Genomic DNA, 12,950 nt, shown 5'->3' on the forward strand with positions numbered 1-12,950 from the left:
ACAAGCTTAAAAAGTAAGAATAGATAGGTAACGCTATGATTTTTTTGAAAATATTTTCAGGTGTTCTCGGTGTCACTGTGTTAATCGCCTGTATTTACCTCATAAACGCCAGCGCCGTTGTTCCAGACTCTGTCGCCTGTGACGCAGCTGATAACAATGACATTGTTTTGTACGGTGCCGTCTGGTGTGGCTACTGCGAGCAGACCAGACAGTTGCTAGCCTCACACAATGTTGACTACTGTGAATACGATATTGAACGCTCTGCTGAAGGCTATAAACAATACGAGCGTCTAGGCGGTGGTGGTGTGCCTTTGGTGTTATTTAATGGTGAAGTTATTCATGGCTATAACAAACCTGAAATTGAGTGGCAGGTGCAAAACCAGTGATTTATGCTTTTAGAAGTAAGTGAATTTGAAAGTAGAATCGTGCAGGCTCGGAGCTTTTCAAGTTAGTTATTATAATAAACTAGATTCATTATGCTATTAGAAAGTTGATTAAATACATATTAGTTCTTAGGAGAAATAATGAGCATTATTCAAAACGCAATAGATTCAATCCAAATTGGGGTTGAGGATTTTGAAAGTGATGATGATAGGCGTAGTGTTTCTGCTGTGAGAAATATCGCGGCTGGAATTTTATTATTGTACAAAGAAAAGCTTTGCCAACTGTCTCCAAGTGATAACAAAGAGTTGCTAATAAAACAGAATATTAGGCCTATACAAAATGCAAAAGGCGAAATAACTTTTGAAGGTAAAGGTCATAAGACGGTTGATGTCCAGTCGATAAAAGAAAGATTTGCCAGCTTAAACGTCAAAGTAGAATGGAAACGTTTCGATGAGATTAATAAACTAAGAAACGATTTGGAACACTACTATACATCTGAATCTCCTGATGCTGTCCGAGAAATTGTAGCCAAGTCATTTTTACTGATTAGAGACTTTCTATCAGAGCACTTGCAAGAAGATCCTCAAGAAATCCTTGGCAACGATTGCTGGACAACTTTGCTTGATGTGAGCGATGTTTATTCAGCAGAAGAACAAGCTTGTAAAGCGAGTATTAACGCAGTCGATTGGAAATATCATTCAGTTGAAATAGCTCTTAAAAATCTTCGTTGCAATCAATGCCACTCTTCATTGATACAAGCTCCGCATAGTGATGATGTTTATCCAATGATTGACTTGCATTGTAAGTCATGTGGGGAAGACTTTAGCTTTTACGATGTGGTTGAACAATGTATCGATGACTCTTTGGCTGGAGAAGCCATTAGAAATTTAATGGATGGCGGTGAATCTCCGTTTGATTCATGTCAAGAATGCGGAAAAACTACATTCATTTACGAAGAAGAATGTTGTGTGGCATGTGAATATGAAATGGAATATATTGAATGTGAAACGTGCGGAGATCCTTTGAGCTTAGAAGATCAATGTAATGAAGGTAAATGTAGTTACTGCCAATATAGATGGGAGAAAGTCATGGCAGAATGAGGTAATAAATTACATTGTTGACCTGAGTTTTAATTACTTTCTATTTAAGTTTAAAGCATAATATTATACCAACGACAAGCAAAAGGCGCGATTAGCTCTACTCAAAAATAAATCGATAGTTCTTTAAAATCATAGATTTTCCCTTGCGTCAGGGCACGTGTCTCCCAGACACTTACTTTATCCCTCCTTAAAACAAAAAAACCCCAACATAAAGTTGGGGTTTTTTTGTTTTAAAATACTTTAAAAATTAAGCAGCGTCTTTATTATCGCTCGCTAGATGACGCAACACATAGTGTAATACCCCACCATGGCGCACGTATTCACGCTCTTTAGGCGTCTGTAACATCACATGCACATCAAAGGTCTCAGTCGAGCCATCAGCACGTGTGGCGGTAACGGTCGCCATCTCACTTTCACCATTATCGAGTCCGGTGATACTGAGCACTTCTGAGCCATCTAAGTTATGCGACTGGATACTTTCACCCTCTTTAAAGGTTAGTGGCAGCACGCCCATTCCTACGAGGTTGGAGCGATGGATACGTTCAAACGAGCCAGTAAGTACGGCCTTCACACCCAGCAAAATAGTGCCTTTAGCAGCCCAATCACGACTAGAGCCAGAACCATACTCATTACCACCAAGGACTACGAGTGGACGTTCCTCTTCTTTGTACTTCATTGCTGCATCATAAATGGGCATCTGCTCGCCATCTTGTAAGGTGGCCTTATCCCCTTTTAGATAATAGGTATAGCCGCCCTCCTTACCATCCATCATCAAGTTCTTGATGCGGATATTGGCAAACGTACCACGGGTCATCACCGCGTCATTACCACGACGTGAGCCATAGCTGTTGAAGTCGGCTTCCATGACGCCGCGTCCTTGCAAGTATAGCCCTGCAGGGGAGTCAGCCGCAATATTGCCAGCCGGCGAGATATGGTCAGTAGTAATAGAGTCACCAAACAAACCTAAAATGCGCGCGCCTTCAATATCAGGGATACCTTGCGGCTCCATGGTCATACCATCAAAGAACGGTGGGTTCTTAATATAGGTTGATTCCTCACTCCATGGATACAGCTGACTGTCCGGAGAGGAGATAGCGTTCCATTCTTTACTACCCTTGAACACTTCACCGTAGTTTTTATGGAACATCTCCGCATCAATATTATTAGCAATTAGCTCATTAATCTCTTCTGACGTTGGCCAAATATCTTTTAAGAAAACATCGTTGCCATCTTGGTCTTGACCCAGCGGATGGGTGGTCAAATCTATATCAACCGTACCTGCCAGCGCATAAGCGACTACGAGTGGTGGTGAGGCAAGGTAGTTGGCTTTCACGTGTGAGTGAATACGACCTTCAAAGTTACGGTTACCCGATAGGACGGCAGCAACTACCAAATCTTTATCTTCGATACCCTGCTCAATTTCTTCAAGCAGTGGGCCTGAGTTACCGATACAAGTGGTACAACCATAACCTACCAAATAGAAGCCAATTTTTTCTAGCTCATCCATCAGCTTGGTTTTTTCAAGATAATCGGTCACTACTTTTGACCCAGGTGCTAAGGATGTTTTTACCCAAGGTTTAGCGGTCAGTCCTTTTGCAGCGGCATTTCTAGCTACCAACCCTGCGCCAATCATTACCGCTGGATTTGAGGTATTGGTGCAAGAGGTAATTGCGGCAATAACGACTGAGCCGTCACGCAGTTTATGCTCATTATCATCAATATTAACAGTAGAGAAAACAGTGTTAGCCTCATGTCTGACATCACTAACATCAAACTGCATCTCTTTTGCCACATTAGGTTTAGCTGCTAAGGTTTTAGCTTGCTCTTGCTCACCGCCCTCAGCATCAAAGCGATCTTTACCTTTTATTTCTGCTTTGCGATCCTTCGTCATCGTCTGCAAGGTCTCACCAAAGCTATCATACATACCTGATAAAGAAATACGTTGATGCGGTAATTTGGGACCAGCAAGCGATGGCTCAACACTAGCTAAGTCAAGATGTAGTTTGCTCGAATAAGTCGCATCTGGCGTATATTCATCATGCCATAAGCCTTGCGCTCTAGCATAGGTTTCGACCAGTTCAATTTGTGCCTCATCACGACCTGATAGGCGCAGATAATCAATCGATATTTGGTCAATCGGGAAAATACCGCAGGTTGCGCCATATTCTGGCGACATATTAGCAATGGTAGCCCGATCGGCAAGCGGCATATTATTCAAGCCTTCGCCATAAAATTCGACAAACTTACCAACGACACCATGAGCACGTAGCATCTCAACCACACGTAATACCAAGTCAGTCGCCGTAACGCCTTCAGTGAGCTTACCTGTCATCTCAAAACCGACCACTTGCGGAATCAACATTGATGAGGGTTGCCCGAGCATCGCAGCTTCAGCTTCAATACCACCAACGCCCCACCCAAGCACGCCAATCCCATTAATCATGGTCGTATGGCTGTCCGTACCAAAAACAGTATCTGGATACGCGGTTAGCTCGCCCTCAACGTCAGCAGCCATTACTACCCGCGCTAAATACTCTAAGTTGACTTGGTGCACAATACCAGTAGCAGGTGGTACGACCACAAAGTTTTTAAAGGCGTGCTTGCCCCAATGTAGGAACTCATAGCGCTCATTATTACGCTGAAACTCAATTTTTTTGTTTAAATCAAGCGCATCTTCACGACCATAAACGTCGACTTGCACTGAGTGGTCAACGACCAATTCACTAGGGATAAACGGATTAATTTGCTCTGCCTTACCGCCAAGCTTAACGACGGCATCACGCATTGCCGCGAGGTCAACGACTGATGGTACACCGGTAAAATCCTGAAGGACCACACGCGCTGGCATAAACGCAATCTCTTGTGAGGGCGCCGCGCCGCAGTCCCAATTCGCGACCGCCTCAATATGCTGCTTACCCACTGATTGCCCGCCGTCTTCATTACGCAGCAGGTTTTCAAGCACGATTTTCATACAAAATGGGAGAGTTTCAATATTATTATAGGTTTTACACAGCTCAGGCAGGCTGTAATAAGCATGTTCCTTGCCGTCGACCGTTATAGTGTTTTTTACGTTAAAAATATCACTCATGGTAGCTTCCTTATCTACGTTATAGAATCTATGTATAGATGATTATGGATTTCTTATTATTACAGGTGGCTAAGTGGCTTAAAATATTCGTGACACATAACTTTCGTTTTCTACCTTTTTAGAGTTATAAACTTTACTCATACAATATAATCAATCGGATTATTATTAATAATCGTCGCAGATTACCAATATTAATAACTGAAAGCTTTAACAACGGGTAGCATTCTTAACAATTGGCTTCTATAACCATAACAAATAAGCATAGACTTAGTAACGCTAACTGCTTAATGAATCGTGGCAAAATGGTAAACGGAAGCTTTTGTTAATAAAATTGCTTGCTTAGGATTTACGGCGGCGACCACTGCGAAAGACACGACTGTCCTCATAAAAGTCAGGATTGGCATTGTCGGCCCAAAAGTGCGGGACACCTAATATAGGCAAGGGAGCCAATTGGCGCGGGGTAATCGCCTCTTGTGATAGCAGCGTATGCATCTGCTCAGCAAGCCTATTGTCTACATAGCTCATGCGTTCAGGTAGCGCTAACGCAAAAAAGTCTTGCGTAACCTGAATAACCACGCTATGCGCACACAAAGATTTTCGCGGTTGTATTAATTGCTCAAGTAGCGCGTGGCCAAAAATATAAACGGCTACTTGCGCATTCTCATTTGGTGCAAGCGGCTTATCCCATTCATCACGTGTGCTCACTAAGCTTTCTTGCCAATTAAAATCAATCAACGCCTCACCAATACTCGGCACCGCAGTGACCAATATCGCGCCGTTCTCATCGAACACAGTAATGGTATCGCGTACTCGCCCGCGACTCGCGCCAATGCCTTGCTCAGAAATTTCACACATATGATGATAATTCAGCAACGCCTTAGTCTTAGGAAAAGTCAGCCAAATACTGCCGTTAAATAAATCATGCAAGTTCTCCCGCGTCGGAATATGACCAGTGGTCGCAATAAAACTCTCGTAAGCTTCGCCTTCCGGTAGCGCGTCTTGTGACACAAACTTTAAAGGATGTGCGTGGTTATCTTGCATCGGTTTAGTCTGGGGCTGATTTTGATATTCAACCGTTTTTTGCGTCATTGCCGTATTTAATAGATCCGCGATAAAGGTATGACTGTGACTAGCACTATCTTTAAGAGTAACAGCGACGTCACCTAAGCTATTTGTCGACTGACTCAATGCAGCTACCCTTTGGCTCAAATAGTCCAACTGGCTAATATGATGTAACCATGGTGCTTGCCAGTTTATAGCAGCGAAGCTTGCATCTAATGCAGGCGTAATAGAAGGTGACGATGTAGAGTGCAAAGTATTAGCAGTCATGTTGAGAGTCTCTATGGGTCGTGTGGCTTTTATTATATGCAACACTATAAGTTTGGCGAGGTCGCTCATGGTATCATAGAGCGCTTTTTTTCAGCTAGCCGCGCGCGATAATGGCGCAATTTAGGGTAAAGCTTTATGGCAAATTTTAATACCCACTTAAATGGTGCATTTGCAGTTAGTGGTACGTTAAGCTTAGTGGTTTATAAAGCTGGATTGGTCAATGACCCAGGGTTTTTGATGTGCGTGGCACTCGGCACAGTAGGCGGTTTGCTGCCTGATTTAGACTCGGATCACTCCACCCCGATTAAACTGGGTTTTAACATTGCCGCGCTGGTTTTTGCTTTTGGCTTAGTGATGCATTGGCGTAATGAGCTGAGCTTGATAGCATTAATGGCACTCTGGCTGGCAGGTTATGGCTTTATGCGCTATGTGGTATTTCGCCTATTTACACGCATGACCGTGCATCGCGGCGTTATTCACTCAGTGCCCTACATGGCAATTTTGGGGCTGGGGCTCACCTGTATAAGCTATTACGGCTGGCATAATACGCTCACTGCCAGCTGGCTTTATGGGCTATTTTTATTTGGTGGTGCGATGGTACATCTAACATTGGACGAGATGTATAGTGTCAACTTATCAGGAATGACCCTCAAACGTTCGGCAGGGACTGCAATGAAATTTTATCAACATAAAGATAAAGGTTGGTATTTGTTATTATATACGCTGCTAGCCCTGCTGATATATGCTGCGCCACCTTTTACAGCGTTTTGGGAGCAGCTACGCGACCCTGCGCCGTGGGCACAATTAAAAGTTGGGGTACTACCTGCCTTTATAGAAGACATACTATATTGAAGAATAAGTCGCTAAGCTTCGTAAATAAAAAGAGAGCACGTTATGCCGATTTCTACAAAAACTTGCCCCTGCCAAATTTTGACATCACTAGATTTTTTAAACACCCCTGTTGCTTATAGTGATTGCTGTCAGCCTTATCATGATGGCCTTTATAACGAAGGTGATGATAGTCAAGATGGCGTTCAAGCTGAGAGTGCGGAAAGACTCATGCGCACGCGTTATAGTGCGTTTGTATTGGTCAAGGCAGATTATATCGTTAAAACAACCGTACCTGCCCAGCAAGCATTACTTGATAGCAATGCTATTGAATCGTGGGCAAAGGAGACGGATTGGGCAGGATTAGAAATCATCAGACACACGCCAAAATTAGCCAAAAGGCACGCGCAGGTTGAGTTTAAAGCCTATTTTAATACGGCTGATGGCACAGAACAAAAACAACAGGCGCATCGTGAGCTGTCTACCTTTGTAAAGGTAACGGATCAATCTATAGATAAAAACAATGAACGCTGGTATTTCCTTGACCCAACTGTCTCAATATCTGTGACCCAAAAGCAGCCATGTATTTGCGGCTCTGGAGAGAAGTTTAAGCACTGTTGTGGGGTTTATATCTCCTAAACACTCGCCCCAACTGCCCGCGCAACCGCAATCCCCTCCTCAACCGTCAAAAACTTACGCTGGCTTGGGCTGTCTTGATATAGAATCTCGCCATCTTGGAATATCAGACATTCGTTAACTGCTAATTGCTGCCATTTTTCATTTTCAGTCAACGGTACCGTAACTATTATCGTCACTTTATCTTTATCGGTAGTCACGTCACTAAAGTTAATAGCAATTTCATCATCGGCCAATTTTGCCTCACCAAATGGTGCTTGGCGCGTGAGATAAAATAGTAAGCTGCCTGCATAAGCCAATTGCCAATTGCCGTTCGATATCAAGCAGTTAAACAAACCATTGGCTGATAAATAGCGACATTGAGTGGTCAAAAAATTAAACAACGTCTGGTCATCAGGACGGGTTTTAAAGCTACTTTTCAGACGGTTAATCAAATAACAGAATGCTACTTCAGAATCTGTTGAGCCGACTGGTTGGCAATGGGCAGCGTTACCATTATCTTGCAGACGCTGACAGCGTTTAATAAACTCTTTATTCATCTGGCCGTTATGCGCAAATACCCACTGCTCGCCCCATACTTCGCGTACAAAGGGATGCGTATTGGCCAAGCAATTTTGACCTTGCGTGGCTTTACGAATATGCGCGATAACATTCATCGCCTTAATCGGATAGTTATTAACCAAGTCGGCAACGGGCGATTGATAGCTGGGACGATTATCATGAAAGAGGCGCAGACCAGTTGCGGCATTGTTCGCGTCATTGTTTGCGCCATCATTAACATTACACTCACTACGCTCAAAAAACGCAATGCCAAAACCATCTTCATGACTGTCGGTCATACCGCCGCGACGGCGAAATCCTGCAAAGCTAAAACCAATATCTGTCGGGGTATTACAGTTCATTCCTAAAAGTTGACACATTTATAAATTACCGCCGTTATCGTCATTCGTTTCGTGGTTGGTTTGGTCACTAGGCTTTATACTAAAGTCTGCATCGCTCATCTCATCTGACAATGCGGCACCATCGAGATTAATATTGTCTAATATACGCTTTGCTTGCGCTAAATCTTCTTCTTGTACCCATAATACTGCGCCTGAATTCATACCCGGTAGGCCACTCAAAGCCTGTAGCGACACCTTGATGTTATTATTGCGCAATAAGTTGGCATGGAGCTCACCTTGCATATTGGTATCATAGCGTGCCAGTTTGTGCCAGTCATCAATTTGGTTGGTCATGGTAAATTCCTTTTAAGTATTTAGTTGTCGGTACTCTTAACTGCAAACCTTTTAATCAGCGCTGAATCCTTCTGCCCAGTTGATTTTACCCAGTGGATAAGCATTAATATGGAAGCCGTTAGGATAGTCTTTGAAGCCAGATTTTGATTTTAATTGTTCAATAGTAGCTTGGGCTTGTTGCTCAGTTGCAAATACGCCGATTAATTTAAAATCTTCGACATCGTTATCTTTATTGTCATCTTTATAACGCGCATGCTCTAGTACATAGACGGTATCTTGCGCCTTTTCGACATGCGTCCAATGATAAGCGGCAAGACGTTTCATCAGGTCAGGGTTTTTGACCATAATATTGTCGCCAGTACGCCCTTCAGTACGGTTATAGTGAATAACGTTTAAGCGCAGTAGCCAAAATATTACGGCGGCTTTGGCTAGCATTATTGGTAATGCACGCTTCTCGTCTTCATTAAGCGTTCTTTTTGATTCATAACCTTGCAGGAAAGCGGCCATTTTATGGCGGTCAAAATTGACGGTTTCACCTTCTTCAGCGCCGCCCCACGTGGTACAAAAGTCATTAATAGTAATGGCAATATCCATCACATAATGGTCGACACTGACTTCGGTGAAATCCAATAAGCCAGTGAGCTTCTCATTGCCTTCTTCCAAATTCCATAAGGTATTATCAGCAAACATATCCAAATGACATAAGCCTTTTGGCAGCGTCTCTAATGGCAAATCAGTATAAGATTGCCAAATATCACCCATTAATTTGGCTTCATCGCTTGGCATAAATCGTATTTCACGGTCACGAACTTCTGCCCATGGATATAGTGCGACGCCGTATTTTTCCGCAGGTTGTAGCTCCTGCAAGCTTGCATGTAATACCGCTAATGATGCGCCCATCTTATGACACATCGCTTGGGTGGTCTGCTCAGGATGCGCCCCTGCTAAACACGGCACAACCGTAATTGCCTTATCATCGTAATGAATGACATAACGTTTATCATCCGCATCTGAATCAGTACCTGCATCAATGCGTGCCAGCGGCGCAGCAACCGGTAAAGTACCGTTTAGTTGATTTAAAATAACCGCCATTTTTTCGATGTCGCTTGGTGGGCGCTCTTCAAATAAAGTAAAGACATAAGAATAATCGCCATCATTATCGTCAGTCGTCTGAATAAACCAGTTGGAGTTTTTGATACCTTGGGTAATCGGAATGGCACGGGCAAAAGACACCCCAAAGCTTTGGCAAAAGGCGGCAAATTGTTCATCGGTTAACTGGGTATAAACAGACATAACATCTCACTTATGGCAATTAAAAAGAAGGTTAAATTTAAATAGTAATAAGGATAAGTTTAAGGGCTAATAACACTAAATTTATCTGATAATAACGGCAATCGCCGCGCGAATAGCAGTAGTTTAGATAAAAGCGCTTTAATCTTGCGAAAACATGCCTGATATGGCGGTGATTTTGCTAGACTAGCGCATTGAGTGAATTGATTATAAGGTGAAAACCCCTATGTTAGCAAAGCGTATCATTCCCTGCTTAGATGTCGATAACGGTCGGGTGGTTAAAGGTGTGCAATTTGTCGATATTAAAGATGCTGGCGATCCGGTCGAAGTGGCAAAACGCTACAACGAACAAGGTGCCGACGAAATTACATTTTTAGATATTACCGCGACTAGTGACGCGCGCGAAACCACTTATCATACCGTTGAGCGTATGGCAGAAACGGTATTTGTCCCGCTCACTGTTGGTGGCGGTGTGCGTAAAATTGCTGATATTCGCAACCTTCTTAATGCGGGCGCGGATAAAGTCGCGATTAATTCAGCAGCCGTTTTCACTCCTGAATTCGTTGGGGAAGCCGCGCAAAAATTTGGTAATCAATGTATCGTAGTGGCTATTGATGCCAAACGTGTTGAAGACATTAATATTGATGGCATTATCATCCCACGTTGGGAAATCTTTACCCACGGTGGGCGTAAACCAACAGGTATTGATGCGGTTGCTTGGGCAATCAAAATGGCTGAGCTTGGCGCTGGTGAATTATTGGTCACCTCAATGGATGGCGACGGTACTAAAAAAGGCTATGATTTAGCGCTAATGAAGCAAATTACCAGCCAAGTCAATGTGCCAGTGATTGCCTCAGGCGGCGTGGGAAATTTACAACATTTAGCCGACGGTGTGCTTAAAGGCGGCGCTGATGCCGTGCTTGCCGCCAGTATTTTTCACTTTGGTGAACATACTATTCTTGAGGCCAAGCAGTATATGGCAGCGCAAGGAATACAGATGCGTCTGTAAAATAAACATGCGCCTGTAAATACAAATAGAAAAAATGTTATCATAGCCCTAACTACTTATTATTATTTGGTTTTCGTTCATTTAAAACATAAATAACTTATGAAATAGACCAAAACAAACCTTTTAATTCAATTAATAACTCCATTTAGAACAAAGGATGCTTTCATGTCAAATTTACAACAGCAGCGCAGTGCCGTCACCCATATTGATGGTAATTTACATCAAAACGCTGACGCTCGTATCGGTATCGTTGTCGCGCGTTTTAACGGTTTTGTCGTTGAGTCATTGGTTGATGGTGCTATCGATGCCCTACTTCGTCATGGCGTCTTAGGTAGCAACATCACCGTTATTCGTGTGCCGGGTGCTTTTGAATTACCACTCGTTGCCCAGCGCGCAGCTGAGTCTGATCGTTTTGATGCGATCGTTGCGCTAGGTGCCATTATCCGTGGTAGCACGCCGCATTTTGATTTTGTAGCCAGCGAATCTGCTAAAGGCTTAAGCAATGTTGCTACCGATTATAATATCCCTGTTGCTAACGGCGTATTGACGACTGACAGCATTGAGCAAGCAATTGAGCGTGCAGGTACTAAAGCCGGTAATAAAGGCTCAGAAGCAGCGATGGTTGTGCTTGAGATGATTGCGGTGTTGTCACAGTTAGATATCGATGATAGCAGCGATATTGTTTAAATAAGATCGGCTTATAATCTAAAATACAGCTATTTAGTTTAAAAATTTAATGAGCACTGTGGTTAAAAATCATGGCGCTCAAGCTTTAAAATGAACTGACAGCATTTGTCAGTCGACTACTATTTAACAGCTCTTTATAACCACTATTTAATATTTAGGTATTTTTTTCTTATGACAGACCAACTCAAGCGCGCCATTAGCGCTGCGAAAACAGCACAATCCAATTCTGAGCAAGCTGAAGCTATCAGTGTAGCGAGCAGTAGTGCTGGTGAACAACACTTCGATATGAGTGAGTCTTCTTATAAGACCAGTCACACCGCTGTCCGTAAGGCGCGGCGCTTTGCAATGCAAGGTCTGTATGAATGGTTGATGACTGATCGCCGCTTCGACACCACAGGTAAGCTTGGCTGGAAAGACAATACGCCGCATGATATTGCTGCCCGTACGCGCGCAACCAATGCTATGCATACGGTACATATTGGCTACTATCATGAAATGATGCGTGATATTCCAGAGCAGATTGACACCCTAGATGCGCTTATTAATCAGCATCTAGACCGCGAAATTGATAAGCTAGATACCGTTGAGCACGCAATCTTGCTTATTGGTGCTTATGAGTTACAAAACCGCTTAGAGATTCCTTATAAAGTCGTGCTTGATGAAGCGATGAAGTTGAATAATCACTTTGGCGCCACTGATGCTCACAAACTAATTAATGCAGTACTCGATAGAATGGCGATTGAGCTACGCGAAGTCGAAGTACAAGCGGATATTAAAGGCAATCTACGCACCTCACAAAAAGCAGCGGTTAAGCAAGCTACTGCACCTGCTGCTCAGGCAGAGATGACTACTGATTCTGATAACGATAGCAAACCAACCGCTTCGACAAAACCACGTATCAGCGCCAGTAAGACTGCGGTAAAACGCAACCGTCCAAATAAAGCCAACGCGGGAACCAGTACGGCTAAAGCAGCAGCTGAAAATAGCATAAAGGCTCAAGCAGAAAGCGCTAAGCCAGTGCCTACTGACAAAGTAGAGGACGTTATTAACGCTTCTGTTGCCGCTATAAATTCTGATGATGTTGCCGTTAATAATGAAGCGGTTATTGACGAAGCTATTGATAACCTAAACGCTGATAACGAAAATACTGATAGCCTTGTTGATGAAAAAAATATTAATGAAAGCGCTGCTAACGAAAAAACAGCTGATGATAATGTAGTAGTTAGTGTTGAACCAAGTATAACTAATTCAGATTTATCCAGTGCTGAAGTTCCTAAAACTGAAGTAGCCAATACTAAAACCGAAGACTCTGAAGTGCATAGCGCCGCTATAGACGACTCTAATTCAAAAAGTAACGACTAGCC

Annotated in this window: 12 protein-coding genes; 7 read left to right on the forward strand and 5 right to left on the reverse strand. The window is 43.2% G+C overall.

Annotation, left to right across the window (positions count from 1 at the left end):
• The first annotated feature begins 35 nt into the window (after nucleotides 1–35).
• Together ES754_RS11490 and ES754_RS11495 are read left to right on the forward strand one after the other, a co-directional pair.
• The gene (locus tag ES754_RS11490; protein WP_147224342.1) at nucleotides 36–386 is read left to right on the forward strand and encodes a glutaredoxin family protein; all 351 of its coding nucleotides are present in this window, start codon (nucleotides 36–38) and stop codon (nucleotides 384–386) included.
• Nucleotides 387–524: 138 nt separating this feature from the next.
• On the forward strand, nucleotides 525–1,484 hold the full coding sequence (locus tag ES754_RS11495) for a hypothetical protein (protein ID WP_147224343.1): 960 nt from the start codon (nucleotides 525–527) through the stop codon (nucleotides 1,482–1,484).
• Nucleotides 1,485–1,731: 247 nt separating this feature from the next.
• On the opposite strand, the gene acnA is transcribed toward ES754_RS11495, so the two are convergent.
• Both acnA and ES754_RS11505 read right to left on the reverse strand, forming a co-directional pair.
• Complete coding sequence (gene acnA / locus ES754_RS11500) at nucleotides 1,732–4,572, reverse strand: aconitate hydratase AcnA (RefSeq protein ID WP_147224344.1); 2,841 nt, start codon at nucleotides 4,570–4,572, stop codon at nucleotides 1,732–1,734.
• 339 nt (nucleotides 4,573–4,911) lie between these two features.
• Entirely contained in the window at nucleotides 4,912–5,901 is a 990-nt protein-coding gene (locus ES754_RS11505; RefSeq protein WP_147224345.1) for a DUF3025 domain-containing protein, read from the reverse strand.
• A 135-nt stretch (nucleotides 5,902–6,036) separates the two neighbouring features.
• Between ES754_RS11505 and ES754_RS11510 the strand changes: the two genes are divergently transcribed.
• Nucleotides 6,037–6,753, forward strand: a complete 717-nt coding sequence (locus ES754_RS11510) for a metal-dependent hydrolase (protein ID WP_147224346.1) — start codon at nucleotides 6,037–6,039, stop codon at nucleotides 6,751–6,753.
• A 42-nt stretch (nucleotides 6,754–6,795) separates the two neighbouring features.
• Complete coding sequence (locus tag ES754_RS11515; RefSeq protein ID WP_147224347.1) at nucleotides 6,796–7,368, forward strand: YchJ family protein; 573 nt, start codon at nucleotides 6,796–6,798, stop codon at nucleotides 7,366–7,368.
• On the opposite strand, the gene ES754_RS11520 is transcribed toward ES754_RS11515, so the two are convergent.
• From ES754_RS11520 to ES754_RS11530, 3 genes are read right to left on the reverse strand one after another with little or no spacing between them, the layout of a single operon-like run.
• Entirely contained in the window at nucleotides 7,365–8,285 is a 921-nt protein-coding gene (locus ES754_RS11520) for a class II glutamine amidotransferase (RefSeq protein WP_147224348.1), read from the reverse strand. The genes ES754_RS11515 and ES754_RS11520 overlap by 4 nt on opposite strands.
• Nucleotides 8,286–8,600, reverse strand: a complete 315-nt coding sequence (locus ES754_RS11525) for a putative signal transducing protein (protein ID WP_147224349.1) — start codon at nucleotides 8,598–8,600, stop codon at nucleotides 8,286–8,288.
• A 51-nt stretch (nucleotides 8,601–8,651) separates the two neighbouring features.
• Nucleotides 8,652–9,893 carry a homoserine kinase gene (locus ES754_RS11530; RefSeq protein WP_147224350.1) on the reverse strand — a complete coding sequence of 414 codons (1,242 nt, stop codon included), beginning with the start codon at nucleotides 9,891–9,893 and terminating at the stop codon, nucleotides 8,652–8,654.
• Nucleotides 9,894–10,116: 223 nt separating this feature from the next.
• On the opposite strand from ES754_RS11530, the gene hisF reads away from it, so the two are divergent.
• The 3 genes from hisF to nusB all read left to right on the forward strand — a co-directional run bounded on the left by hisF (nucleotide 10,117) and on the right by nusB (nucleotide 12,948).
• Nucleotides 10,117–10,899 (forward strand): imidazole glycerol phosphate synthase subunit HisF, encoded by a 783-nt coding sequence (gene hisF / locus ES754_RS11535; RefSeq protein ID WP_147224351.1) that lies wholly within the window; start codon nucleotides 10,117–10,119, stop codon nucleotides 10,897–10,899.
• Between the two features lie 165 nt (nucleotides 10,900–11,064).
• Nucleotides 11,065–11,586 carry a 6,7-dimethyl-8-ribityllumazine synthase gene (gene ribH, locus ES754_RS11540; protein WP_147224352.1) on the forward strand — a complete coding sequence of 174 codons (522 nt, stop codon included), beginning with the start codon at nucleotides 11,065–11,067 and terminating at the stop codon, nucleotides 11,584–11,586.
• 171 nt (nucleotides 11,587–11,757) lie between these two features.
• Nucleotides 11,758–12,948, forward strand: a complete 1,191-nt coding sequence (gene nusB, locus ES754_RS11545; protein WP_147224353.1) for a transcription antitermination factor NusB — start codon at nucleotides 11,758–11,760, stop codon at nucleotides 12,946–12,948.
• Nucleotides 12,949–12,950 lie beyond the last annotated feature (2 nt).

Source organism: Psychrobacter frigidicola (assembly GCF_007997305.1).
GTDB lineage: Bacteria > Pseudomonadota > Gammaproteobacteria > Pseudomonadales > Moraxellaceae > Psychrobacter > Psychrobacter frigidicola.